This is a genomic window from Mesorhizobium ventifaucium, assembly GCF_935822925.1.
Classification (GTDB): Bacteria; Pseudomonadota; Alphaproteobacteria; order Rhizobiales; family Rhizobiaceae; genus Mesorhizobium; species Mesorhizobium ventifaucium.
On the sequence record NZ_CAKXZS010000024.1, the window covers coordinates 142,983 to 167,268 of the forward strand.

The following is a 24,286-nucleotide window of genomic DNA, read 5'->3' on the forward strand; positions in this document are numbered from 1 at the left end:
GTTCGAGATGGCTTGGTTGAATCTCCAACATCCTCCTGACCTGGACGAGAGCAACTACCAGCAGCGGGCGGATTGCCCTTTGAGCCCCAGCTCAGAGCGTCTTGCTCATCATCAGGATCGGCACCGGAGCGCCGCCACGGTCGTCGAAGAATTTCTCGGCGGGGTGATAGCCGCAGGCTCGATACAGCGGCTCACCTGCCATGGTTGCTGCCAGTTCGACACGAGCAAAGCCTTCGGTCTTGGCTGCATTTTCACAAAGCGAAAGGATCAGACGACCGACACCGCGTCGGACAAAGGCCGGATGGGTATAGATGGCTCTGACACGCGCCGCGTCCTTGGCGGGGTCAAGCAACGCCGCGTTACGCCCGGGCGACTGATCCCCACCATACATGGTCGCGCGCCGGCTCCAGCCCCCGCAACCTGCCAGGGCGCCGTCGTACTCCACGACTAAATAGGTGCCTTCGCAGGCCCGAAACCTATCGCACAACATCGCGCCGCATCCTTGCGGCGAGCCTGGCACAACTCGGGCGTCTTGAGGAGGCGCGCCGGGAGGCACAAATGTTCATGATGAGCAATCCGAATTTCACAATCCGGCATTGGTCCGCCTCGCAACCTTTCCGTGATGAAAACGTGCGGCGGCATTTTGTGGAAGGCTATCGCATGGCCGGGCTGCCAGAATGAGCGGTTGGCGGGGCCGCCTTGACATGGCCAACGGAGACTTGCGGCACCGGATCGCGCGACGCGAGGATCTCGCGGCCATCACCGTGCTTATGGATGCGGCGATCGCCGAACTCCAGAAGCCCTTTCTTGACGACGCCCAGATCCGATCCAGCCGTTCAATCATGGGGCTGGACACGCAGCTTGTCGATGACGTGTTCGACGGCATCGGCCGGTTGGCCCTTTAGCCGTAATCAGATCCGAGCGCATGGCCCATGCGTTGGGATCCAGTTTCACGGTATCAGTGTCTGGACCGCGGACTCGTAGTCGCGAAGTGCATATTGGGCCTGGCCCAACATCCAGTAATACCAACCGGGTGGGTGCGGATTGAGCCGGAGCGCCTTGCGTACATCGAACTCAGCATCCGATTCCGGCCAGCGACGTTCATGTCCGAGGATGATTCCCAATACCCAGTGGTTTCCGGCATCGTTAGGATCGAGCGTCACGGCCTGTTGTGCTTCCGCCAACGCTCTTGCCCTATTGGGATCCATCGGCTCGTCCCAGAACTCCCAGCCCAACCAAAGGTTCAGCGCCAACCAGCGATGCGCCTCAGCATATTCCGGATCAAGCGCGATCGCCGCTTCCAGCAGGAAAATGGCCTCTTTCGCGGCAAGTGCCGTTTGCAAGCCCAATGCCCGCGCACGTACACAGAGGTCATAAGCCTCCAGGTTAGCAGGTCTGTTGCGCGCTGGTTGGGTCGTCAAACGGCCGGCTAAGGCCTCGACGATCTTGCCCGTCACCTCGTCCTGGACGGCGAAAATATCCTCCAAGCTGCGGTCGAACCGTTCGGCCCACAGGTGGTCCCCTCCGATTGAGTCGATCAATTGGGCGTTGATGCGAACGCGTCCCGCAGCCCGCCGGGCGCTACCCTCCAGGAGATAGCGCACACCAAGCTCCCGAGCGATGCGGCGCACGTCCACATGCCTACCTTTGTAAGCAAAGACAGAGTTGCTGGCGATGACAAACAATCCGCTGGTTCTCGATAGGTCCGTGATCAGGTCTTCGGTCAGGCCATCGACAAACGCCTCTTGTTCCGGGTCGTTGCTCATGTTTGTGAACGGAAGGACGGCGATGGAAGGCTTGGCGGGCAACGGCAGTGGGGCCTTCTCCGCCGGCCCCTGATACTCCGAGATGGTCGATGACACGATGCGATAAACGGCCACCGGCTCGGCGATGTTCTTGATCGCTTGCGGGCCAAGTTCGTCGAAACTGAAATCAAGCTTGCGCTTAACCTGGTCGTAGACGCTGCCAGAGATGCAGATGTCTCCCGGCCCGGCTATCGCCTGAAGCCGCACGGCGACAATCACGCCATCACCGAAAAGGTCGCCGCCTTCGACAACGACATCACCCAGATTAATCCCGATGCGTAGAACAACGTGACGGTCGTCAGCGCGTCCTTGATTCGCGGCGATCATCCCATTCTGGAATTCGACTGCGCAAGTCACGGCGTTCACCGCACTGGCGAACTCGACCAGAACGCCGTCACCCATCACCTTCACGATACGGCCGTGATGCTCGCGAACGAGTGGCTCCAGGATTCCCCTGCGCCGCTCCTTAAAGTGGCCAGGGTGCCCTGCTCGTCCAGTTCCACTAGCCGACTGTAGCCAACCACATCGGCAGCCATTATGGCTGCAAGACGGCGTTGGGCGCGTTCTTCGGCCATTTTGCATTTGCTTTCATAGAAAGCAGGGCATCGGATTGTATTGACGCCCATTTCAAAAGTCTATCGGATTGGACTTCGAAACTGGTTTGCCAGCATCTAAATTGGGTGATTTCCCACCCAATCTGGTCGTTCATCGGCCCCAATTAGAACGTCACAGACGGGTCAACTTGCGTCATCCCGGCTATCGGCTTCAAATGTCCGAGGAGCGTCCGAACTCGATCGCTGACCGTGGGTTCCGATCCGAGAGCGTCCCGCGTCCAATGGAAGCGCAAAGGAGGCTCTTTGAACTTTGCGCATGATCCTTTCCGGACCGAAGGTCAGCACAGCAAAAGCCGGTGCCGGTTTCCCGCGTCAGGCGCCAGGCAGTCGGAACCGGTATTCCGTCACATGATGGTAGATCTGGCCCGGCCATAGCGTGGCCTGCGGGAAATACGGCCGGTTCGGCGCGTCCGGCCAGACCTGCGGCTCCAGGCAGAAGCCCGAAAATGCCTTGTAATGGCGTCTCCCAAGTCCCGGCGAAGCTGGCGCCAGATACTGGCCGGTATAAAGCTGGACGCCTGGTTCCGTGGTCCATAGCTCCATCTCGACGCCGGAAGCCGCGCCTTGCGCCCATGACGCCAGCTTGAGCGGCCCGCGCGTCGAGGCAAGGCAGAAATTCTGGTCGTAGGGGAGTTGCTTGCCCTCGCTCTCCATGCGCAGCAGCCGCGCCTGACGGAAATCGAACGGCGTGCCGTCGACCGGCTTCACGACGCCGGTCGGGATCAGGTCGCCATCGACCGGAAGATAGGCGCCGGCGTTCAGCATCAGCCGGTGATCGAGGACATCGCCGGCCCCGCCATCGTCCAGGTTGAAATAGGAATGCTGGGTGAGATTGCACAGCGTCGGCTCCTCGCAGGTGGCGGTCAGCTCGACGCTGAGCGTGCCTGGGATCTTCAACCTGTAGGTGCAGGTCAGGTCGAGCGCGCCGGGAAAGCCCATCGTGCCGTCGGGATCATGCAGCGTCAGCGTGACAAAATCCCTGCCATGCAGCGAAACCTCCCATGGCCGGTGCGAAAAACCTTGCGAGCCGCCATGCAGCGCGTGCTTGTCGAGGAAGTTGCGCTCGGTCTGGTAGCGCTGGCCGGCGATGGTGAAGCGGCCATCGCGGATACGGTTGGCATAGCGCCCGACGACGGCACCGAAGAAGGCCGTATCCGTTTCATAGGGCTCAAATCTGTCATAGCCGAGCACCAGCGGCGCATCGTGGCCGGCCAGGCGCAGATCCTGGATGATGGCGCCCAGCCCGATGATGTTGGCGGTGAGACCGCCGCCGCGGATGCTGAAGCGACGGATGGCGTCACCCGCTTGCGTCGTGCCAAAAACCTCGCCGTCCTTCATCGCCATGTCCGAAACGCCAGTTGGTTGATCGATCCCGGCTGGCCTCTGGGCCGGCTTGGTCTGTTGATAGTCGACAGCCCCAACGATCAGAGGCCGAGGCCGCCGATGCAGACATATTTGGTGTCGAGATAGTCCTCGATGCCCTGATGTCCGCCTTCCTTGCCAAGGCCCGATTCCTTGACGCCGCCGAACGGCGCCTCAGGCGTGGTGATGAGGCCTTCGTTGACGCCGACCATGCCGTATTTCAGCCCTTCCATGACCCGGAAGGCGCGACCGAGATCGCCGGTGTAGAAATAGCAGGCGAGGCCGAACTCGGTATCGTTGGCGAGTGCGATCGCCTCCTCTTCGGTTTCGAACTTGAACACGGGTGCTACCGGACCAAAGATCTCTTCCTTCATGAAGCGCATCTTCGGCGTTGCGTCGGCGATCACCGTCGGCTGGAAGAACGAACCGCCGAGCGCATGGCGTTTGCCGCCGGCGACGACCTTGCCGCCCTTGGCGGTGGCGTCGGCGATCAGTTCCTCGACCTTTTCCACCGCCTTCTCGTCGATCAGCGGCCCCTGCTGCACGCCGTCATCGAGGCCGGAACCGACCTTCAGCCCGTTGCTGGCGGCGGCGAGCTTTTCGACGAACTTGTCGTAGACGCCGGCCTGAACCAGGAAGCGATTGGTGCAGACGCAGGTCTGGCCGGAATTGCGGTATTTGGCGGTGATCGCGCCGGCGACGGCGCGCTCGATATCGGCGTCGTCGAAGACCAGGAACGGAGCGTTGCCGCCGAGTTCCATCGATACCTTCTTGACGGTGACGGACGACTTCTGGATCAGGATCTTGCCGACCTCGGTCGAGCCGGTGAAGGTGATCTTCTTGACCAGCGGGTTGGCGCAGATCTCGTCGCCGATCTCACCGGCAGCGCCCGTCAGGATGTTGATGACGCCTTTGGGGAAGCCGACTTCCTCGGCGAGCGCGCCCCAGGCGAGGCCGGAATAAGGCGTCTGCGATGCAGGTTTGACGACCGCGGTGCAGCCGGCGGCAAGTGCCGGGCCGAGCTTGCGGGCCAGCATCGAGGACGGGAAATTCCACGGCGTGATGGCGGCGATGACGCCGACCGGCTCCTTGGTCACCAGGATGCGGCGGTCCGCCCAGGGCGATGGCACGACATCGCCATAGGTGCGGCGGCCTTCCTCGGCGAACCACAATATGTAGGACGCCGCCGAACCGATCTCGCCCTTCGATTCGAACAGCGACTTGCCCTGCTCGATGGTCAGCAGCTCGGCCAGCACATCCTGATTGTCCATCATCGCATCATGCAGCTTGCGCAACAGCTTCGAGCGCTCGAGCGCGGTGGTCTTGCGCCACGTCTGGAAGGCGGCGTCGGCAGCTTCGATGGCGCGGCGCGTCTCGACCTTGCCCGATTTCGGCACGGTGCCGATCTTGAGGCCGGTGGCCGGATTGTTGACGTCGACCGTCTGGCCGCTGTCGGCCTGCACCCACTCGCCATTGATGAGATTGGCCTGGCGCATGAAATGGCTGGTTTTCTGAAGCATGGTCTAGCCTCCGTTCGGCGCGCTGACGGGCCGGTATCTGGATTTCCTTGACGGGCGTGCGCATCGATGCCGGCACGCCTGGAGCCACTGCTCTTTACCTAGGGCAAGCCCCGCAATCAATCGCAAGATGCATATAGGGTTTGGGCCAGCCACAGCGAGGCCGATTTGCACCCAAGTTGCTATCCAAACACCTGAACCACCACCGTCAGCCAGAACGCCGTCGTGACGACTGCACAGGCGGTGGCGATGGTCATCTGGTTCGATGCCAATGCCTGGCCGGTGTTGAACTGCGTCGCGATCAGGTAGGAATTCACCCCGGATGGCAGCGCGGCAGCCACAACCGCCACCTTCGCCGACAGCGGCGGCAGCCCGAACAGCCAGACCAGGCCGAGCGCGACGGCCGGCATCAGCATCAGCTTCAGCGCCGCCAGCGCCAGCGCCGGCCGCACATTGCCGGAGATGCCGAAACGGCACAGGCCCAGCCCCATGGCAAACAGCGCGACCGGTCCTGCGATGTCGGCCAACGCATCGACCAGCCGGACGGCCAGCGCCGGCAATGGCAGGCCGGTGATACGCCACACCCATCCAGCCAGGATGCCCACGATCAGCGGATTGGAAAGCATCTTGTAAAGGAAGCGGCGGAGGATGCGCAGCGGATGCACATGCTCGTCACCGCGGCCAAAGATTTCAAACAGGATGATCGATGCCATGATCATCGTCGGCAGATGCACGGAAATCAGCAGCGACAGAACCTCGAACCCGCTTGGCCCGAACGTGCCGAGGACGAACGGGATGCCGAGCAGGACGAGATTGGAAAAAGCCGACGACACGCCGCCGACGACCCCGGCACGCGCGTCGCGCCCGAACACCCGGGTGATGACAAGGTGGCCGGCGGCCCAGGTCACTGCGGCGGCCGCGAAATACGCGGCCCAGAACAACCAGGGTGCGGTGCCGTGGAAATCGGCGTTGACCATGGTGCGGAACAGAAGCAGCGGCATCGCCACTCCGACGGCGAATTCGGCGATGGCCTCGCCCGCCTCGGCTTTCAGATAGCCGGTGAGCCCGGCCAGATAGCCGAGCGCGACAAGGCCGAAGACGAAAAGGACGGTTTCGATGAGTGGAGACATTTTTCTCCTGATAGGCGAGCCGGGGTTGCAGCGCAATCGCCCACCTTCGGAAGCGGGCCTGTGTTCGCAGACAACCAGGGCTAGGTCCTTGTCTTTCAACTGAGTTTGCCGTCCCTATATGCCGATCACCGGAAGCCACCTGCCGGTCACCGGAAAAGGACGTTTGATGATTCGATCTGCCCTGGCTCTGTTTCTGCTCGTCATCCCCGCCGCGGCGCATGCGACTGAGGCCGGCTGGGCGCTGTTGCGCGACGGCGGACACGTGGTGATGCTTCGCCATGCCATGGTCACCGGCACCACCGACCCGGCGAATTTCGACATCGAGAAGTGCGCGACGCAGGTCAATTTGTCGGTGCGCGGCAAGCAGCAGGCGCGCAAGATCGGCGCGCTGTTCGCCGCCCGCGCGGCACCGGTCGAGCGCGTGCTGTCCAGCCGCTATTGCCGCGCCCTCGACACGGCTCGCACCGCTTTCAGGGAAGAGCCCGAGCCCTTCGCCCCGCTTGACCTGCTGAAGACCGGCGCGAGCGCGAAAGCCGCCCAACTCGAGGCGGTCATGAACGAGATCCGCGCCTATTCCGGCTCCGACAATGTCGTCATGGTCACCCATCTGGAGAACATAATGGCCCTCACCGGCATCTCGCCGCGCGAAGGCGAAGCCGTGATCGTCGAGCCGCAAGGCGATCGCCTGCGCGTGCTCGGCCGTGTCACCTTCTGAGATTCATTGCCTGATAAGAGGCCAGCCAACGGCTCTTCTTGCGTTTACGAAATGGGTATCCCATCTGCGCCCGGCGTTCAGGCCTTTTCCTGCCCGGAAAAACCGATTAGACAGCGCGCAAACACATGCGGACAGATTCCGCCCGCCACCGAAGGAAAAGCCCTTGTCCACCACGTTCGACAAAGTCGCCAAGATCATCGCCGACACCAGTGAGATCGATATCGACACGATCACCCCTGAAAGCCACACCATCGACGATCTCGGCATCGACAGCCTCGACTTCCTCGACATCGTCTTTGCGATCGACAAGGAATTCGGCATCAAGGTGCCGCTGGAGAAGTGGACGCAAGAGGTCAATGACGGCAAGGCCTCGACCGACGATTACTTCGTCATGAAGAACCTGTGCGCCAAGATCGACGCGCTGGTCGTGGCCAAGAACGCCTGAATGGTTCGTTTTCAAGCCTGACCACAACAGCCGCCCCATGAACCCTCGCCCATGAGCCCCCACGACGTCGTCATCTCAGGCATCGGCCTTGTCTCTTCGCTGGGAGAAGGCCCGGATGCGCATTGGCGCAAGCTCGTCCAGCCCGGCCTGGAGCCGGTGCTCGAAGCCGCGCGCTTCTCGCCCTACACCGTCCACCCGCTGCCGGAGATCGACTGGAACCTGCAGATCGCCAAGCGCGGCGACCAGCGGCAGATGGAAACCTGGCAGCGGCTCGGCACCTACGCCGCCGGCATGGCGCTGGACGATGCCGGCATCAAGGGCAATGACGATCTCTGCACGACCATGGACATGGTGGTGGCTGCCGGCGGTGGCGAGCGCGACGAGGCGGTCGACGCCGACATTCTCGCCGCTTCCGAAAGCCGTAACGACCGCGACGTGCTGCTCAACGAGAAACTGACCACCGAATTGCGGCCGACGCTGTTTCTGGCGCAGCTTTCCAACCTGCTCGCCGGCAACATCTCGATCGTCCACAAGGTGACCGGCTCGTCGCGCACCTTCATGGGCGAGGAAGGTGCCGGCGTCGCCGCCGTCGAGACAGCCGCCGCGCGCATCCGCTCCGGCCAGTCGACGCATATACTGGTCGGCGGCGCCTTCCAGACCGAGCATTCCGACATGCTGCTTGGCTATGAGCTGGCCGGCTACCTGCATCGCGGCCCCTGGAAACCGGTCTGGCAGAGACAGGGCGCTGAAGGGGGCGGCGTGGTGACTGGATCCGGCGGCGCGTTTCTGGTCCTGGAACAGCGCGAACACGCGATCAGCCGCGGGCGGAAGATCTATGCCGAACTCGGCCCGGTGGTATCCGGACGCGCAAAACGCCGGCAGGGCGAGCTCGATGCCGAGATCGCCGCGCTGCTCAGCCAGGCGGCATTGCCGAACGGCGAGTTGCTGACGATTTCAGGCGCTTCGGGTGCCCATGCCGCGACTGCTGCCGAGAAATCGGCGCTCGACGCCAATCCGGCGATTACCGCACGCGGTTTTTCGACGCTGACCGGCCACATGAAGGAAGCGCAGTTTCCTTTCGCCGTGGCGCTGGCGGCACTGGCTGTCGAACGCAAGGCCGCCTACCCGGCTTTTGACGCCGCCACCGAGAAGCCGTTTAACGGCGTTCCCAGGACCGTGCTTGCAACGGCGATCGGCTATCACCAATTCGAGGGCATGGCGTTGGTCAACGCCGCCTAAAACGTCGGACTCCACCTCAAAGAAACGGTCGAGGGTTTCGGGACAACAACATGGCCAATCTGAACGACCACATGGGCAGGCCGATCGTCGCCGTCACCGGCATCGGCGTGGTGACGTCGCTGGGCGTCGGCAAGGCCGACAATTGGGCAGCGCTCACCGCGGGCACGTCCGGCATCCATCCGATCACCCGCTTTCCGGTCGACCATCTGAACACCCGCATCTCCGGCATGGTCGATTTCCTGCCGTCGAGCTCCAAGGGCGCTTCCCTTCTTACCTACGACCTCGCCGAGATCGCCGCGCAGGAAGCCGTGGCCGAAGCCGGCCTCGATTGGGGCGATTTCGGCGGGCCGCTTTTCCTCGCCTCGCCGCCGGTCGAGCTCGACTGGAGCGAGCGCTTTTCGCTGTACAATTCCGACAAGCATGACATCGGCGCCGAACGGCTGCTTCGCGTGGCGCGCTGCTTGAAGGGGCTCGACGTTTTCGAGACCACCCAGTTCGGTTCGATCGCCGACCGGCTCGCCGACCGTTTTGGCACGCGCGGCCTGCCGATCACGCTGTCGACGGCCTGCGCCTCGGGCGCCACCTCGATCCAGCTCGGTGTCGAGGCGATCCGCCGCGGCGAATGCGACCGGGCGCTGTCGATCGGCGCCGACGGCTCGGCGACGGCCGAGGCGCTGATCCGTTTCTCGCTGCTTTCGGCGCTCTCCACGCACAACGACATCCCCGAAAAAGCGTCAAAGCCGTTTTCCAGGGATCGCGACGGTTTTGTCCTCGCTGAGGGTTCTGGCGCGCTGGTATTGGAATCGCTGGAGGCCGCACTCGCCCGTGGCGCGACCATTCTCGGCATCCTGCGCGGCTGCGGCGAGAAGGCCGACGATTTCCACCGCACCCGCTCGAAGCCGGACGGCTCGCCGGCGATCGCCGCGGTTCGCGCCGCACTCGCCGATGCCGGCTTGGGCGAAGACAAGATCGATTATGTCAACGCCCATGGCACCTCGACGCCGGAAAACGACAAGATGGAGCATCTGTCGCTGTCGACCGTGTTCGGCGAGCGGATCGGCTCGATGCCGATCTCGTCGAACAAGTCGATGATCGGCCACACGCTGTCGGCCGCCGGCGCCGTCGAGGCCGCATTTTCGTTGATGACCATGCGCGAAGGCGTCATCCCCCCGACCATCAATTACGACAATCCCGATCCGGCAATCGTGCTCGACGTGGTGCCGAACCAGAAGCGCAGCGCCGAGGTCGGCACGGTGCTGTCGAACTCCTTCGGCTTCGGCGGCCAGAACACCTGCCTTGTCATGGCGCGGGAACCAGTCTAATGCATGTCGCCCAAAAGTGCGAAGCGGTTTTGGGACAACGACATGCATAAAAACAAAAGCTTAAAGCGCGTCGGCTGAATCCTTTTCAACGCGGTGCGCTTTAAGCGACCGTTCTTCGCAACAGAACCGACAGGCCTAATGCGCGCATTGCAACTTATCGAGGACCGCCGCCTTGAAACGGTGGACCTGCCGCCTCCGCCGCAGCCCGCGTTGGGCGAAGTGACGCTGCGCATCAAGGCGGTGGCGCTCAATCATATCGACGTCTGGGGCTGGCGCGGCATGGCCTTCGCCAAGCGCAAGCTGCCGCTGGTCGTCGGCGCCGAAGCTTCGGGCGAGGTCGAGGCGGTCGGCCCCGGCGTCTCCAGCCTTGTGCCCGGGCAGCTCGTATCGATCTACGGCGCGCGCACCTGCGGGCTCTGCCGCGCCTGTCGCGAAGGCCGCGACAATTTGTGCGAACACGTCTCGGGCGTTCACGGCTTCCATCTCGACGGCTTTGCGCAAGAGAAGATTAACCTGCCGGCGCGCCTGCTGGTCCCTGCCCCGCCCGGCGTGACCGACATCGGCGCCGCCGTCGCGCCCGTAACCTTCGGTACGGTCGAGCACATGCTGTTCGACAATGCCAGGCTGCAGCCCGGCGAGACCATCCTGATCCATGCCGGCGGCTCGGGCATCGGCTCCGCCGCGATCCAACTGGCGAAGAAAATGGGCTGCACCGTGATCACCACGGTTGGCTCGAACGACAAGATCGACAAGGCGAAGGCGCTTGGCGCCGATCACGTCATCAACTATCGCGACGACCGTTTCGAAGGCGTCGTGCGCAAGCTGACGAAGAAGAAGGGCGTCGACGTCGTCTTCGAGCATGTCGGCGCCGACACCTTTGCCGCCTCGATGCTGTGCCTGAAACGCGGCGGCCGCCTGGTGACCTGCGGCTCGACCTCGGGCGTGTCGACGCAGATCAATCTGATGCAATTGTTCCAGCAGCAGCTGAAGTTGCTCGGCTCGTTCGGCTGTCGCATGCAAAACATGGCCGACGCCATGCAGAAAATGGCGGCGGGGCTAGTTTCTCCGGTTATCGACACCGAAGTCGGCTTCGACGGCATCGACGCCGCGCTGAAGCGCATGGAAGGCCGCGACGTGTTCGGCAAGATCATCCTGCGCGTCTAGGAATGGTTGGCACCGCCTTCAAAAAACTCCGCCGGGACCTGGCGTTCCGCTATGGCAGGCGGCTGCGCCAGTTCAACTACTGGCTGCTGGCGCGCCTCGCGATGACGATGATTTGGCTGCTGCGTCTGCTGCCGGTCGACAGCGCGCTCAATTTCGCCGACCGCGCCGCCCGCCGCATTGGTCCGTGGGTGGGGCGCCACAACGTCGCCATCGCCAATCTGCGCAAGGCTTATCCGGAAAAGAGCGACAAGGAGATCCAGGCCATCGCTTCCGACATGTGGGGCAACATGGCTCGCCTTGCCGCGGAATACATTTTTCTCGATGCCCTGTTCGACTACGATCCCGCCGCGACAAAACCAGGCCGCGTCGAGGTCCGCGGCGTCGATCATTTCGTCGAGATCGCCGGCGAGCAAAAACCGCATATCATCTTCACCGGGCATCTCGGCAATTTCGAGCTGCTTCCGGTGGCGGCAGCCACTTTCGGCATGAACATCACGGCGTTATTTCGCCCGCCCAACAACCCCTACCTTGCCGACTACATCCTCTCGACTCGCCGCTCGACCATGGGGTCGCTCCTGCCTTCCGCGACCGGCGCCTCATTCGCGCTGGCGGCCATCCTGGAGAAAGGCGGCAATATCGGCGTGCTCGTCGACCAGAAATTCTCGAGCGGGCTCGAAACGACATTCTTCGGCCGCCCATGCGAGAGCAACCGGGTCCTGGGCACCCTGGCACGGCACTATGACTGCGATGTCTATCCGGCGCGCTGCGTGCGCCTGCCAGGCAACCGCTTCCGGCTCGAGATCGAGGACAGACTGAACTTGCCGCGCACCGCCGGCGGCAGTGTCGACGTCCACGGCACCACCCAGTTGCTCAACGACGTGGTCGAGCGCTGGGTGCGCGAGGATCCCGGCCAGTGGATGTGGTTCCACAAAAGATGGGAAATCAGCGGCCCGCGCAGGAAGCGCAAGCGGGCGAGGAACCGCGGCGAAGCCTGAGCGGCGGGACGAGAGGCAGCGCCAGCGTGAAGCGATTGCCCTGCAACTGTAGGTAGTTTCGACTTGACAAATGACGGCAGCTATGCTAGGAATTTAAGCACAATATTGATCTGCGCCCGCCCACTGAGGCGGGTTTTTTGTTTCGGCCGGATCGCTCGACCGTCGCCCCTCCGTGACCCATCGGTTATCTTCGCTGTGCGGGTGACGAGTGGCAACAATGCACAGCGTCGGAACCGTAGAACTGAGTTTTGCCCGAAAGCAGACATCGCCGGAGCACGCTATAGGTCGCGGTTGTCAACGGCCTTGTAGCTTGCATATGGCGCCAGCGAGCGCACCACTCGATGACTCGAGGCGATGGCAGCCTGGCCGCCGATCGTCCGGAGCGCGCCGCCTCCCAAGGCCCTCTCATTTCGATAAGGCTACACGTCAGAGCCAACCGAAGGGGCGCAATAGCGAAGCCCATCCACCAGTAAGCCAACCATGCGTCGTGCTTGGTCGGGGCCGCCACCATAGTGGTCTGGTGAGCAGAGCCTGGCAATCGCGAACAATAATTCTTTAGCATCAACGTCCGAGCGAACATCGCCCGCTTCGGTCGCGGCATCCAGCAAGGTCTGCAGCGCGGGCCGAAGTTTCTCAAGAAAATACAGCGGCAAGGACTCATATGCCGGATCGCCTGAGGAGAAGGCCGCGGCGAGTCCACGCTTGGCAGCGATAAAGTCCACGTAACGCTGCATCCATCGGGCGAGCGCTGGCCCGGGTTGATATTCGGCCGCAATGGCAGATGCAGCATTTGCGCAGGCATCCACTTCGTTACGGAAGACCGCCACGATCAGGTCCGAGCGCTGCGGGAAATGCCGATAGAGCGTACCCACGCCAACGCCGGCTTTATCGGCGATCTCTCGCACCGGAGCATCGACTCCCGAAGCTGCAAACACTGCCATTGCTGCTTCGAGCAGCGCCTTGGAGTTGCGTTGCGCGTCCGCGCGCACGCGCCGATCCGTCGAGTTTAGGGGCTCCAGGCCACCACCCCGCTCCTCCGATTTGTCGTCCATGCTTTTTTCCACTTGATAAACGGAACAATGTTCCGTATAAAACGGAATGAGGTTCCGATTGGGAGAATTAGCACAGCATGGCGCCGTTGCCTACACGTCAATGCAAAAAGAGGAGATCACCATGCGGGTCAAACCCATTGCCCTAGTCACTGCAGCCACCAAGGGAATCGGTCTCCAAATCGCCAAGGATCTTGCGACGCACGGCCTCACCGTGCTCGTAGGGTCGCGCAACCTCGAGCATGCGGAGACGGCTGCAAAGAGCATCGGCGCGCATGCCCGCGCCTTCCAACTCGATGTCACGAACCAAGCCTCGATCGCCGCAGCGGCAAAGCGCATCCGTAACGAGTTCGGTCGCCTCGACGTCCTGGTGAACAATGCGGGCATGTCCCATGCGGGAAAGCAGGGCATCTCGCATGCGGCGTCCCTCGACGAGCTACGCTCGGTGTTCGAGACCAACGTGTTCGGCGTCGTCGCCGTCACGCAGGCGATGTTGCGGCTCCTTGGTGAAGCGCCAGCGGCACGCATCGTCAGCGTCGACCCGTCCAATCCACAGCGCGCATTGTTCGGCTCTGTTTGCAGCCCTTCGAAGACTGCCCTCGATGCGCCGACGCTCGCCTTCGCCATCGAATTTGAGGACGCTGGCGCCAACGCTGCCTGCCCCGGCTTCACTTCGACGAACCTCAACAACTTCGAGGGCACCCGCACGGCCGGACGCGCCGCGTGAGCCCTGCGCCTCGCGGTCCTCGACGCCAACGGTGCGATGGGCACGTTCCCGAACCAGGACGGGCCGTTTCCGCGGCGGTCTCGTCCCGACTGCGTGAAGTCTGACCAGGCAGCGCACTGACCGCCATTCACCGCCCGCGTAAAGCTGCGCTCCCGAGCGACCTCAGGGAAGGCTCGCATCTCGCTGAACTCGTCACGCGGCATTGGTGAGCTCCGTTCACTACGACATGCAGATTATAGCTGCTAGTCGGACAAGACCTGCCCGGCTACCTAGTCTGGCAACGGACAGGAGCGCACGGAATGGCCATCGACCTGACACTGGATGACACGCTGGCGGCTGAAGGGGCGGTAACGCCATGGGCCGCCGTCACCTGCCTCTCGCTTTTGACCTTTCTCCTGGTCGGCTTGGAATTCATGCCGGTGAGCCTGTTGACTCCGATTGCGCAGGACCTGGCCATCTCGGAAGGCCAAGCCGGACAGGCGATCGCCGTGTCGGGGCTCTTTGCCGTGATCACGAGCCTGTTCGGCAACTCGCTCCTCGCCAAGCTCGACCGGAGAACGGTCGTCCTGCTCTACACGACAGTGCTGGTCGCATCGAGTTTGGCCGTTGCCCTCGCTCCCAACTTCTTGGTTTTTCTGGCCGGACGGGCCCTGGTCGGCATCGCGATCGGCGGCTTCTGGTCGCTCTCCACGGCAATTTTGGCGCGCCTGGCCTCAGGCTCCGACCTGCCCAAGGCGATTGCCCTGCTGCAGGGTGGAACGGCATTCGCGATCGTCATCGCCGCGCCGCTCGGAAGCTTCCTCGGCGAACTGATCGGGTGGCGGGGCACTTTCTTCGTCACAGTCCCAATCGGCCTCGCGGCGCTCATCTGGCAGTTCGCCGTTCTGCCGAAGATGCTGCCGATGGAGGCCGTTTCGGTATCCAGCATGTTCCGTCTGCTGCGCAATCGGACATTCACCATCGGCATGGCCGCAACTGGGCTCGCATTCATGGGAATGAATTCGCTGTCGATTTACCTGCGCCCATTCCTGGAAGGGGTCACGGGCCTCGACGTGAACGTCCTGTCGCTGGTGCTCCTTGGCCTGGGCTTAGGAGGCCTGGCGGGACTGTCCATCGCCGGCTTCGTTCTCCGGCGAAACCTCACCGCCGCGCTGATCGGGCTGCCGAGCGCGCTTGCGCTCCTCGCCCTGCTCCTGATCGCAGTGGGACCGGTGCTTTGGGCCACGGCTGCGCTTCTGGTTCTTTGGGGGCTGTTTAACACCCCGATTCCGGCGGCGTGGGGTACATGGATGGCTCAGATCATTCCCGACGATCTTGAAGCTGGAGGCGGGCTGCAGGTCGCATTGATCCAGTTCGCCATCGCCGGCGGCGCTTCCGCGGGCGGCATGCTGTTCGACGCTGCCGGCTGGTGCAGCGCCTTCCTTTTCGCCGCCGTCCTGCTGGCGGGCTCCGCCCTGCTCGCCGCTGCCGCCAGCCCTCGCGCTGCTGCGGTGCAGAACCTTTTGATCGCGGAGGGACAGCGCCCAGGACAGCGCCCCCCTCTGTCCTGCCCTCTTTGCCAAGACTCGGCATCTCCCCCACAAGGAGGGAGATTGGCCTTCATCACTGATTTCGCCGACCACCAGCCTTGCAAAAAGGACGCTGTCCGCGAAGCTGCCGATCTCCCCCCAAGTGGGGGAGATGTCCGGCAGGACAGAGGGGGCGAAGGATCACTACAGAGCGCTTTTATTCTGAACCGCCGCATTCTTGGCTGGGCTGGGCATTGCTGCGCTGCCCGACTTCCTTACCGACCTGCCGATCGCGGAGGGTACATTGAGACAAGTGATGGCGGATTATCCCTCGCCCGAGGCGGGGATCTATGTGGTGCGGCCATCTGGCGGGATTGCACCCAGAAAGGTGCGTGCGCTGATTGACATCCTCATCGAATGGTTCGGCGCTCGTTGAGCGCAATCATTGCGACGTTCGGGTGGTGATCACGGGCAACGGCGAAAAAGCGCAGCCAACACCGGTCCCTTCGCCATCTCGGGCCACAATCTCGATGGACTTAGAGCGGGTGGTTTTAGCCGCATTTCTGCGACGCCAGGAGAAAAGTGATCCTGATCGGTCAAAGCATTGCCTCATCGGCCGTAAGTGCATGCTCTCGCGTGCCGGAGACGATGATCTCCAGGACCTCATGCTCGTCGGTGTTTTTGATGTAGCGATCGCCGACGTTCTCGCCGCGCTTAAGCACCATCACGCGGTCGCCCACAGCGAAGATGTCAACGAGGCGGTGGGAGATGATGATCTGGGCAACGCCCTGCTTTTTCAGTTCCAGCATGGTTTCGAGCAGCCGCTCGGTCGCCATCACTGAGAGATTGGCGGTCGGCTCGTCGAGTATCACCACGCGCGGCTGAAAGGAGATAGCGCGGGCAATCGCCACAGATTGCTGGCGGCCGCCCGAAAGGCTCTCGACCTTTTGATAGACGGAGTTCACGTCGACCTTGAGCCGCTTCAGCACACTGTCGGCTTCCGCGTACATTTTCCGCCGATTGACGAAAAGGCCCCTGCGCGGCCAACGGCCAAGAAAGATATTCTGACCGACATCCATATTCCCGCAAAGAGCGAAATCCTGGTAGATCATCTCGATGCCGGCGTCGCGGCTTTCGTGCGGGCTCTTGAAGTGCACCGGCTGCCCGGCGACGAAGATCTCCCCGCCTGCGTCGCGCTGGTAGGCGCCGGTCAGGATCTTCATCAGCGTCGACTTGCCGGCCGAGTTGTCGCCGACGAGGCCCAGGATCTCGCCGGGATAGAGCACGAGGTCGACGTTGCGGAGCGCCTGCACCGCACCGAAGGCTTTTTCGATGCCCCGCATTTCTACGATCGGTGCAGGCCTGGTCGCGTCACGCATGGGTAGTTTCCGCCGTTCTTGTGCGCCGCGCGAGGCGCGCGCGCAGGCGGCCGAAGATGTTGGCCTGGCGCACCCAGATGTCGATCAGCACCGCCACGATCAGGATGCCACCGATGAAGACGTTGATCCAGTGCTGCGGCATGGTAAAGCCCTGGACGTTGAGCTGCAGCAGCGCCCGGATCAGGGTGATCACCGCCGCCCCGGCGAGCGCCCCGATCACGGTGCCGTAGCCGCCGAAGATCGAACCGCCGCCGATGATCACCGAAGCGATGGCGTCGAGCTCGCGGAACTGGCCGGCTACCGGGTTGAAGCTGCGGAAGTAGGCGACGTTGATGATCCCGGCCATTGTCGCGCAGAGCGCCGCCAGCATGAGCGCTAAGAACCGCACCCGGTTGGTGTTGATCCCGGCATAAGCGGCGGCGCGAATGTTGCCGCCGGTCGCATAGACCTTCTGCCCGAACGGCATGTAGGCGAGCACGACGCCGGCAATGAGGGCGACCAACAGCATCCAGATGGTCTGGACGCTCACCACCTCGGCGATCGAGCGCAGCAGCCCGTCCGGCAGCGAGATGCGGTAGTGCAGCAGGATGTCGTTCACCTTGCGGCCAAGCAGGTTGTAGCCCTCGGGCCAGCCGGTGAGCTGCTGCCCGGCGACGAACCAGGCGGCGAGGCCGCGGGCGATGTAGAACATGCCGAGCGTGGCGATGAAGGCCGGCAGCTTGAAGCCGACGGTGACGATCGCGTTGACGAGGCCGGCGCACATGCCCGCGAGCAGGCCCATTGCCACGGCGGTCACGGGGTCGGCGCCAAGGACCTTGAGGAAATAGGCGGCGGTGCTGCCGGCGAGAGCGAGCACCGCCCCGACGGAGAGATCGATATCGCCGGCGGCGATGACGTAGGTGAGTCCGATGGTGATCAGCGCAAGCTCGGTGTAGTTGAGCAAGATCGCGAAGCTGTTGGACAGGTTCCACCAGTAGTCCGGCCGGAGCGCGAGGCCGGTCAGCCACAGGAGCGCGGTCAGGATGATGGCGAGCGCGTCGCGCCGGGCGAGGAACTTGCCGAACCCGGTGGCCGACAACGCCATGTCGGTCGCCATCGCGCCCTTGGTCTGCACCCCCTCGATCGCGATGCCGCCGATTTCGTAGGCCGGTGGCGGCGGCCGGCCGCGGAGCCAGGCCCAGAGGCGCCCTGCCACCTGGCGGCGGATAAGATAGGGCTCGATGAGCACCGCGACGACGAGCAGCAGCCCGAGGAACACCGGCACCGCGCCGACCGGTAGCGAGAAAACGGCATTGACCGTGATCTCCTCGTCGCCGATCTTGATGATGCGCGTGATCGGCCAGCCCTCGCGCAACACCTTGTCGAGCAGCACCACCAGCAGGGCGCCAAGGCAGGATCCGGCGACCCGGCCGCGGCCGCCGAGGATCGAGGCGCCGCCGATGATCACGGCGGCAATGGCGGTCAGCTCACCGCTGACGCCGTAGAGGGGCGTCACGCCCTTGTCCTGGGCAGCTGACATCAAGCCGGCCAGCGCCGCGCAGAGCGAGGAGATCAGGAAGGCTCGGATGCGCACCCAGTTGGTCGGGATGCCGGCATAGGACGCCGCCTGCTCGTTGCCGCCGGTGGCGAAGGTCTCGTAGCCCCAGCGCGTCTTAGCAAGCACATAGGCGCCGATCACGGCGACAACGAGGAAGATCACGATCTGGTTGTTGAAGCCGAGGAGGTTGGTCTCGCCGAGGTGAAAAAAACCCGGATAGCCGGTCGCCTTGGCAGGATAATAGATCGCCTGGCCGTGAGTGAGCGCCAGCACGAAGCCGCGGCCGATGAAAAGTATCGTCAGCGTGGCGATGAACGCCGGCACCTTCAGAATGGTGACGAGCACGCCGTTAATCAGCCCGATCAGCGTGCCGAGCAGCAGGCAGAGGATCACCGACGTGACGACGCCGAGGTCAAGGAAGTTCGGCGCGAACAGCCTGGCGAAGACGACGGCGACTAGGCCGTAAGTTGAACCGACCGAAAGATCGAGGTCCTTGTTGACGATGACGAAGGTCACTCCGACCGCGATGATGGCAACCCGCGAGGTGTCGCGGAGCAGCGAGTGAAACGCTCCTGTTGAGCCGAAGAACGCGGGATTGACGAGAGCGCCGCCGAGATAGAGCAGCAAAAGCAAGGCAACGAGCCCCACCTCCCAGCCGCCGACAATCTGGGACGGCGCACGGCCGAGCGATGTGGTCGCGGTAAGCGCCATGGTCTCTTCTGGTCGATTTCCTGCTGCCGCATTGCGGGAGAGCCTGCGCCCTCCCGCAATGATGTCAGACGTTCCGAGCGGGCTCAGTTCTCGAAGCGCTTGCCGACGTTCTCGACGGTCTCCTTCGTCACCAGTTGGGCGCGTGTATCGAGGTTGGACGCCGCGATGCCGCGATCAATCTCCAGATAGAGCTGCATGACCGGCCAGAAGCCCTGCAAGAAGGGCTGTTGCCCGAGCGCGCCGGTCAGATCGCCGCTCTTCATCGCATCCTGCTGGGCCGGGCCGAGGTCGAAACCGTAGGCGCAGATCTTGCCGGTCAGTCCAGTCTGAGCGACGGCCTTGGCAAGCGCCGGCGTGAACACGTTGTTGCCGGCGAACGCGCCAACGACGTCGCCTCGCGATTCAAACAGCGTCACGATGCCGTTCACCGGATCATTCGGATTGGTGTCGATACCGGTGTTCTCCGGACCCGCGTCGACCTTGAAGGCATCAAGCTTGCCGGCATCCCTCAAGCCCTTGACGATGGCGTTGAAAGCCGAAGTGACGCGGTTGTTCACCTCGATGTTGCCCATTGCGGTCGACGACGGCAGGACGATCGAACCCTTCTCGATACCCTTGTCCGCGAGGCACTTGACGAGCGCCTCGCCGGCGATTGCGGCAGCGGAGGCGTCCTGGCCGGTGTGGCCGATGCCGCTCCGGTTGAGGATCGTTCCGTCAAAGGAATTGGTCGTAGCGACCGGAATGCCCTTCGCCTCGGCGGCCTTGACGATGTCGTTATAGGCGCCGACCTGGGGCGTTGTCATGATCAGCCCGTCGATCGTCGGATCCTGCACGATCTGGTTCAGGATTTCGATCTCGCGGGCAGGGTCGTCGGTCGGCGATTCCGAGCCGAGCAGCAGGACCTTGGCGCCGATCAGGTTGCCGGCGACGGTCGCGCCGACGTAGACCGGATCGAAGAAGCCATTGCCGGCAGTGTGTGTCACGATAGCGAAAGTGAGGTGACCATCGGCCGAATGGAAGTCCTTGGTACCAGGGGCCTCCTTTGCGGCTTCTTCGAAGCTGTAGCCGCCAACCGCCTTATCGACGCCGCCCGATTGTGCGTAGGCGTTCGATACGCCGAGCGATAACGCCGCGGCACCCGCCGCGAGCGAGAAAATACGTTTCATGATTTTCCTCCCTTGCAACCAACGGTCGGAAGCCGTTCGGGCGCATTTATTCAGTAGATTCCGAATGCTTCCTCCCACCCCGTATATTCTGCCCAAAGCCTGCCCACGTAAATAGTGCTCCCACTTTCACCGACGAATTGGTTCAGAGCGGAAAGCCGTCGTCGCCTCACAAGAAGCGCCCGTTCTGACTTCTTGTAGGAACCGCGAGCTTGCAACCACCTACAGTTAGTTGGTCACGACGATCCGCGTGTTGCGGAAGCCGGCTTGCCGCACCATTGCATAGAAGGCGGCGGCATTGGACGGGTGCAGCCGCACGCAGCCATGCGACGCCGGGCGCCCGAGAGATTTTACCGCGCCGGTGCCATGGATGGCATAGCCGCCGCGGTAGAACACCGAATGCGGCATCGGCGACATGTCGTATTTGCGCGAATACCACATCCGCGCCGTTCGTTGCGGCCGAAAACTGCCGCGCGGCGTGATGTAACCTTTGCGCGCCGTCGATACGCGCCATCGGTAAACCGCCTGGCCGTATCTTACAGTCATCGTCTGCGATGAGACGTCGATTCTTGCAACCAGCTTGGCTGCCCAGCCCTCGACCGAAGAACCGAACAGCATCGTTGCCAGTAACGCTGCCATGAGAACGGTCTTTTTCATGCGATCAGACCCCTTTGATTGCCCTTGCCTGCCTTCACGCTATCCTTCATCTTTTAATCGCAAGTGAATGAGGTAACTACACACCTCTGAGCAATTCACCAATCCAAAGCAGCCAATTTGAACGATTACCCGCGAAAATTGCCGTGACGAGACGTAACCACGTAACTAGGGCGCGACCCGCAAACAGGCTTGCCAAAACGCACCGTTGGCTGCTCAATTCGTCGAATGAACGAGCTCCTGCTGAAAGCGGTCGATGATCGGGTCGACGAACTGGTCGCATTGACCGCCGACCTGATCCGCTTTCCGACCATCAATCCGCCCGGCGAGGCCTATCGGCCGTGCGCCGAATACGTCGGAGCGCGGCTGAAGAAGCGCGGTTTCGAAGTCGAATTCATCCGCGCCGAAGGCACGCCGGGCGACACCGACCGCTACCCGCGCGTCAACGTCGTCGCCCGCTTCGATGGCCGCTCGCCCGGCGCATGTGTGCATTTCAACTCGCATATCGACGTTGTCGAAGCCGGCGACGGCTGGAGCCTCGATCCCTTCGCCGGCATCGTCAGGGATGGCAAGGTCTATGGCCGCGGCGCCTGCGACATGAAGGGCGGCCTGGCCTCCTCGATCATCGCCACCGAAGCCTTCATGGAGGTGTTCCCCGACTTTCCCGGCGCCATCGAGATTTCGGGCACGGTCGACGAGGAGTCGGGCGGCTTCGGCGGCGTCGCCCATCTGGCCAGGCTCGGCTATTTTTCCAAGCCGAGAGTCGATCACGTCATCATTCCCGAACCGTTGAACAAGGACCGCATCTGCCTTGGCCATCGCGGCGTGTGGTGGGCGGAGATCGAGACCAAGGGCGAGATCGCGCACGGCTCGATGCCGTTCCTCGGCGACAATGCGGTGCGCCATATGGGCGCCGTGCTAAGGGCTTTCGAGGACGAGCTGTTCCCGGCGCTCGACCGCAAGGTGACGCGCATGCCGGTCGTGCCCGAGGGGGCAAAGCGCTCGACCATGAACATCAACTCGATCCATGGCGGCCAGACGGAGGATTTCCGGCCCGGCCTGCCCTCGCCCAATGTCCCCGATTCCTGCCGGCTGACCATCGACCGCCGCTTCCTGCTCGAGGAGGACCTCGGCACGGTCAAGAGCGAGGTGACCGATATCCTCGACCGGCTGAAGCGCGAGCGCAAGAAATTCGACTACGAGATCCGCGATCTCATGGAGGTGCTGCCGCTGATGACCGAGCGCGATGCGCCGGTGGTCACGGCGGTGGCGCAGGGCATCATGGAGATATTCGACCGCGAGCCCGACTACGTGATCTCGCCCGGCACCTACGACCAGAAGCACATTGCCGGCATCGGCCACATCTACGACTGCATCGCCTATGGCCCGGGCATTCTCGACCTCGCCCACAGACCCGACGAATGGGTGGGGATATCAGACATGGTCGAATCGGCCAAGGTGATGGCGATCGGGCTGAACGTGCTGCTTAGGGGCGCGGGCGCTCGGTAGTCGGTGATGGGCGGTCATTCCTGCCGGCGCTGCCGGAAACGCGAAACGCAATTTACTCCTTGGTGAAATCACGCTTCTATCCACCGAGTTTTGAGCATGTTTTTGAGCATATCGGGAGTTGCACGATGAAATTGTGGAAAACCATTCTCACAGCTGCGGCCCTGGTGCTGGCCAACGGCGCTTCGGCGCTTGCCGCGCGCGATCTGGTCATCGGCATCACGCTCGAACCTCCGCATCTCGATCCGACCGCAGGCGCTGCGGCGGCGATCGACGAAGTGCTTTACGCCAATGTGTTCGAGGGGCTGACCCGCATCGGTGCGGACGGCGAGGTGCTGCCGGCTCTGGCCGAAAGCTGGACCATTTCCGACGACGGCAAGGTCTACACTTTCAAGCTGCATAGCGGCGTGAAATTCCATGACGGCACCGACTTCAATGCCGACGACGTCAAATTCTCGCTCGACCGCGCCCGAGCCGACAACTCCGTCAACGCACAAAAGGGCCTGTTCGCCGCCATCGATACCGTCGAGGTGGTCGATCCGGCAACAGTCAGGATCACGCTGAAGAACCCGCAAAGTTCCTTCCTCTACAATATGGGCTGGGGCGACGCGGTCATCGTCGCGCCGGAGACAGCCGAAATCAACAAGGAAAAGCCTGTCGGCACCGGCCCGTTCAAGTTCCAGAACTGGGCCAAGGGCTCGTCGATCACCCTGATCAGGTCCGACGCTTACTGGGGTGCCCCGGTGTCCCTCGACAAGGCCGAGTTCCGCATCGTCACGGATGCCGCAGCCGCCGTGCCGGCGCTGCTTTCCGGCGATGTTCAGGCCTTCCCCTTCTTCGATCCCGACAGCGTCGCCCAGATCCAGGGCGACCCGCGCTTCAAGGTGGTGATCGGCGCGACCGAGGGTGAGACCATCCTCTCGATGAACAACAAGAAGCCGCCTTTCGATAGGCTGCAGGTCAGGCAGGCGATCTCGTTTGCGCTCGACCGCAAGGCGATCATCGACGGCGCCTCGGCCGGCCTTGGCGTGCCGATCGGCTCGCATATGTCGCCCGCCAACAAGGCTTATGTCGACCTCACCGGCCTGTACCCGCACAATGTCGACAAGGCCAGGGAACTCTTGAAGGAAGCCGGCCTGGAGAACGGTTTCAAGGCGACGCTGAAACTGCCGCCGCCGCCCTATGCGCGGCTTGGCGGCGAGATCATCGCGTCGCAGCTTCGCGATGTCGGCATCGATCTGCAGATCGTGCCGGTGGAATGGGCGCAGTGGCTGGACCAGGTCTTCACCAAGAAGGACTACGACCTGACCATCGTCTCCCACACCGAGCCCAACGACATCGATGTCTATTCGCGCAAGGATTATTACTTCAACTACGACAACTCGACCTTCGACAAGATCATCGCCGATCTGAACCTCACCTCCGATGAGGCCAAGCGCATGACGCTGCTCGGCGAGGCGCAGAAGATACTGGCCGATGATGCCGTGGTCGGCTTCCTCTACGAACTGCCGAAAGTCGGCGTCTGGGACGCCAAGCTCGAAGGTTTTTGGGAAAATGCGCCGATCCAGGCCAATGATTTGACCAAGGTGAAGTGGACGGAGTGAGGGGCGAAGCTTGCGTTCCCGCCCACCCCCCTCTGGCCTGCCGGGACGCCTGGCCCAAGCCGCAGGACAATCGCTTTCGTTCTGCGCTGCCCCTCATCGCCCTGCCGGGCACTTCTCCCCGTATAGTGACGGGGAGAAGG

At 62.8% G+C, this 24,286-nt stretch carries 21 protein-coding genes and 2 pseudogenes; 13 read left to right on the forward strand and 10 right to left on the reverse strand.

The window, feature by feature from the left end; genetic code table 11:
• Nucleotides 1–91: 91 nt before the first annotated feature.
• Nucleotides 92–445, reverse strand: coding sequence for a GNAT family N-acetyltransferase (locus NMG70_RS21435; protein ID WP_254026376.1), 354 nt, complete (start codon nt 443–445; stop codon nt 92–94).
• Between the two features lie 14 nt (nt 446–459).
• Here NMG70_RS21435 and NMG70_RS21440 point away from each other — a divergent pair.
• Both NMG70_RS21440 and NMG70_RS21445 read left to right on the forward strand, forming a co-directional pair.
• A pseudogene (locus NMG70_RS21440) lies at nt 460–681 on the forward strand (adenylate/guanylate cyclase domain-containing protein); the annotation flags it as partial.
• Nucleotides 682–704: 23 nt separating this feature from the next.
• A complete protein-coding gene (locus tag NMG70_RS21445; protein ID WP_254026377.1) occupies nt 705–905 on the forward strand; it encodes a hypothetical protein in 201 nt (66 codons plus the stop codon).
• Nucleotides 906–950: 45 nt separating this feature from the next.
• On the opposite strand, the gene NMG70_RS21450 is transcribed toward NMG70_RS21445, so the two are convergent.
• From NMG70_RS21450 to NMG70_RS21465, 4 genes are all read right to left on the reverse strand, one after another.
• A complete protein-coding gene (locus tag NMG70_RS21450) occupies nt 951–2,207 on the reverse strand; it encodes an adenylate/guanylate cyclase domain-containing protein (protein ID WP_254026378.1) in 1,257 nt (418 codons plus the stop codon).
• Between the two features lie 524 nt (nt 2,208–2,731).
• The gene (locus tag NMG70_RS21455; protein WP_254026379.1) at nt 2,732–3,763 is read right to left on the reverse strand and encodes an aldose epimerase family protein; all 1,032 of its coding nucleotides are present in this window, start codon (nt 3,761–3,763) and stop codon (nt 2,732–2,734) included.
• A gap of 80 nt (nt 3,764–3,843) precedes the next feature.
• Entirely contained in the window at nt 3,844–5,301 is a 1,458-nt protein-coding gene (locus NMG70_RS21460) for an NAD-dependent succinate-semialdehyde dehydrogenase (protein ID WP_254026380.1), read from the reverse strand.
• Between the two features lie 179 nt (nt 5,302–5,480).
• Entirely contained in the window at nt 5,481–6,428 is a 948-nt protein-coding gene (locus NMG70_RS21465; RefSeq protein ID WP_254026381.1) for an AEC family transporter, read from the reverse strand.
• A 166-nt stretch (nt 6,429–6,594) separates the two neighbouring features.
• Here NMG70_RS21465 and NMG70_RS21470 point away from each other — a divergent pair, with 166 nt between their 5' ends.
• The 6 genes from NMG70_RS21470 to NMG70_RS21495 all read left to right on the forward strand — a co-directional run bounded on the left by NMG70_RS21470 (nt 6,595) and on the right by NMG70_RS21495 (nt 12,308).
• Nucleotides 6,595–7,143 carry a histidine phosphatase family protein gene (locus NMG70_RS21470; RefSeq protein ID WP_254026382.1) on the forward strand — a complete coding sequence of 183 codons (549 nt, stop codon included), beginning with the start codon at nt 6,595–6,597 and terminating at the stop codon, nt 7,141–7,143.
• A gap of 163 nt (nt 7,144–7,306) precedes the next feature.
• A complete protein-coding gene (locus NMG70_RS21475) occupies nt 7,307–7,588 on the forward strand; it encodes an acyl carrier protein (protein WP_254019253.1) in 282 nt (93 codons plus the stop codon).
• A gap of 51 nt (nt 7,589–7,639) precedes the next feature.
• Nucleotides 7,640–8,827, forward strand: coding sequence for a beta-ketoacyl-ACP synthase (locus NMG70_RS21480; RefSeq protein ID WP_254026383.1), 1,188 nt, complete (start codon nt 7,640–7,642; stop codon nt 8,825–8,827).
• A 50-nt stretch (nt 8,828–8,877) separates the two neighbouring features.
• The gene (locus NMG70_RS21485) at nt 8,878–10,149 is read left to right on the forward strand and encodes a beta-ketoacyl-ACP synthase (protein ID WP_254026384.1); all 1,272 of its coding nucleotides are present in this window, start codon (nt 8,878–8,880) and stop codon (nt 10,147–10,149) included.
• A 138-nt stretch (nt 10,150–10,287) separates the two neighbouring features.
• The gene (locus NMG70_RS21490; RefSeq protein ID WP_254026385.1) at nt 10,288–11,313 is read left to right on the forward strand and encodes a zinc-binding dehydrogenase; all 1,026 of its coding nucleotides are present in this window, start codon (nt 10,288–10,290) and stop codon (nt 11,311–11,313) included.
• 2 nt (nt 11,314–11,315) lie between these two features.
• A complete protein-coding gene (locus NMG70_RS21495) occupies nt 11,316–12,308 on the forward strand; it encodes a lipid A biosynthesis lauroyl acyltransferase (protein WP_254026386.1) in 993 nt (330 codons plus the stop codon).
• 419 nt (nt 12,309–12,727) lie between these two features.
• Here the strand turns inward: NMG70_RS21495 and NMG70_RS21500 are convergent, their stop codons facing one another.
• Entirely contained in the window at nt 12,728–13,360 is a 633-nt protein-coding gene (locus NMG70_RS21500; RefSeq protein WP_254026387.1) for a TetR/AcrR family transcriptional regulator, read from the reverse strand.
• A gap of 121 nt (nt 13,361–13,481) precedes the next feature.
• Between NMG70_RS21500 and NMG70_RS21505 the strand changes: the two genes are divergently transcribed.
• From NMG70_RS21505 to NMG70_RS33035, 3 genes and pseudogenes are all read left to right on the forward strand, one after another.
• On the forward strand, nt 13,482–14,084 hold the full coding sequence (locus NMG70_RS21505; protein ID WP_254026388.1) for an SDR family NAD(P)-dependent oxidoreductase: 603 nt from the start codon (nt 13,482–13,484) through the stop codon (nt 14,082–14,084).
• Nucleotides 14,085–14,383: 299 nt separating this feature from the next.
• Nucleotides 14,384–15,568: pseudogene (locus NMG70_RS21510) on the forward strand (MFS transporter); the annotation flags it as partial.
• A gap of 262 nt (nt 15,569–15,830) precedes the next feature.
• A complete protein-coding gene (locus NMG70_RS33035; protein ID WP_367185572.1) occupies nt 15,831–16,028 on the forward strand; it encodes a LysR substrate-binding domain-containing protein in 198 nt (65 codons plus the stop codon).
• 160 nt (nt 16,029–16,188) lie between these two features.
• Here the strand turns inward: NMG70_RS33035 and NMG70_RS21515 are convergent, their stop codons facing one another.
• From NMG70_RS21515 to NMG70_RS21530, 4 genes are all read right to left on the reverse strand, one after another.
• A complete protein-coding gene (locus tag NMG70_RS21515) occupies nt 16,189–16,971 on the reverse strand; it encodes an ATP-binding cassette domain-containing protein (protein ID WP_091598255.1) in 783 nt (260 codons plus the stop codon).
• Nucleotides 16,964–19,219: an ABC transporter permease gene (locus tag NMG70_RS21520; RefSeq protein ID WP_254026389.1), complete on the reverse strand. Its 2,256-nt coding sequence runs from the start codon at nt 19,217–19,219 to the stop codon at nt 16,964–16,966. Before NMG70_RS21520 ends, NMG70_RS21515 begins: the two co-directional genes overlap by 8 nt.
• Nucleotides 19,220–19,302: 83 nt before the next feature.
• Nucleotides 19,303–20,385 carry a substrate-binding domain-containing protein gene (locus tag NMG70_RS21525; RefSeq protein ID WP_254026390.1) on the reverse strand — a complete coding sequence of 361 codons (1,083 nt, stop codon included), beginning with the start codon at nt 20,383–20,385 and terminating at the stop codon, nt 19,303–19,305.
• Between the two features lie 225 nt (nt 20,386–20,610).
• Nucleotides 20,611–21,039 carry a L,D-transpeptidase gene (locus NMG70_RS21530; RefSeq protein WP_254026391.1) on the reverse strand — a complete coding sequence of 143 codons (429 nt, stop codon included), beginning with the start codon at nt 21,037–21,039 and terminating at the stop codon, nt 20,611–20,613.
• A 225-nt stretch (nt 21,040–21,264) separates the two neighbouring features.
• Here NMG70_RS21530 and NMG70_RS21535 point away from each other — a divergent pair, with 225 nt between their 5' ends.
• Together NMG70_RS21535 and NMG70_RS21540 are read left to right on the forward strand one after the other, a co-directional pair.
• Nucleotides 21,265–22,545, forward strand: a complete 1,281-nt coding sequence (locus NMG70_RS21535; RefSeq protein ID WP_254026392.1) for an acetylornithine deacetylase/succinyl-diaminopimelate desuccinylase family protein — start codon at nt 21,265–21,267, stop codon at nt 22,543–22,545.
• Nucleotides 22,546–22,670: 125 nt separating this feature from the next.
• Nucleotides 22,671–24,146: an ABC transporter substrate-binding protein gene (locus tag NMG70_RS21540; protein WP_254026393.1), complete on the forward strand. Its 1,476-nt coding sequence runs from the start codon at nt 22,671–22,673 to the stop codon at nt 24,144–24,146.
• Nucleotides 24,147–24,286: the final 140 nt, after the last annotated feature.

Bases quoted from the DNA above. Each gene is read 5' to 3' on its own strand.
- NMG70_RS21445 (WP_254026377.1), top strand. From the start codon at position 705: ATGGCCAACGGAGACTTGCGGCACCGGATCGCGCGACGCGAGGATCTC.
- NMG70_RS21450 (WP_254026378.1), bottom strand. From the start codon at position 2,207: ATGGGTGACGGCGTTCTGGTCGAGTTCGCCAGTGCGGTGAACGCCGTG.
- NMG70_RS21455 (WP_254026379.1), bottom strand. From the start codon at position 3,763: ATGGCGATGAAGGACGGCGAGGTTTTTGGCACGACGCAAGCGGGTGAC.
- NMG70_RS21460 (WP_254026380.1), bottom strand. From the start codon at position 5,301: ATGCTTCAGAAAACCAGCCATTTCATGCGCCAGGCCAATCTCATCAAT.
- NMG70_RS21465 (WP_254026381.1), bottom strand. From the start codon at position 6,428: ATGTCTCCACTCATCGAAACCGTCCTTTTCGTCTTCGGCCTTGTCGCG.
- NMG70_RS21470 (WP_254026382.1), top strand. From the start codon at position 6,595: ATGATTCGATCTGCCCTGGCTCTGTTTCTGCTCGTCATCCCCGCCGCG.
- NMG70_RS21480 (WP_254026383.1), top strand. From the start codon at position 7,640: ATGAGCCCCCACGACGTCGTCATCTCAGGCATCGGCCTTGTCTCTTCG.
- NMG70_RS21485 (WP_254026384.1), top strand. From the start codon at position 8,878: ATGGCCAATCTGAACGACCACATGGGCAGGCCGATCGTCGCCGTCACC.
- NMG70_RS21490 (WP_254026385.1), top strand. From the start codon at position 10,288: ATGCGCGCATTGCAACTTATCGAGGACCGCCGCCTTGAAACGGTGGAC.
- NMG70_RS21495 (WP_254026386.1), top strand. From the start codon at position 11,316: ATGGTTGGCACCGCCTTCAAAAAACTCCGCCGGGACCTGGCGTTCCGC.
- NMG70_RS21500 (WP_254026387.1), bottom strand. From the start codon at position 13,360: ATGGACGACAAATCGGAGGAGCGGGGTGGTGGCCTGGAGCCCCTAAAC.
- NMG70_RS21505 (WP_254026388.1), top strand. From the start codon at position 13,482: ATGCGGGTCAAACCCATTGCCCTAGTCACTGCAGCCACCAAGGGAATC.
- NMG70_RS21515 (WP_091598255.1), bottom strand. From the start codon at position 16,971: ATGCGTGACGCGACCAGGCCTGCACCGATCGTAGAAATGCGGGGCATC.
- NMG70_RS21520 (WP_254026389.1), bottom strand. From the start codon at position 19,219: ATGGCGCTTACCGCGACCACATCGCTCGGCCGTGCGCCGTCCCAGATT.
- NMG70_RS21525 (WP_254026390.1), bottom strand. From the start codon at position 20,385: ATGAAACGTATTTTCTCGCTCGCGGCGGGTGCCGCGGCGTTATCGCTC.
- NMG70_RS21530 (WP_254026391.1), bottom strand. From the start codon at position 21,039: ATGAAAAAGACCGTTCTCATGGCAGCGTTACTGGCAACGATGCTGTTC.
- NMG70_RS21535 (WP_254026392.1), top strand. From the start codon at position 21,265: ATGAACGAGCTCCTGCTGAAAGCGGTCGATGATCGGGTCGACGAACTG.
- NMG70_RS21540 (WP_254026393.1), top strand. From the start codon at position 22,671: ATGAAATTGTGGAAAACCATTCTCACAGCTGCGGCCCTGGTGCTGGCC.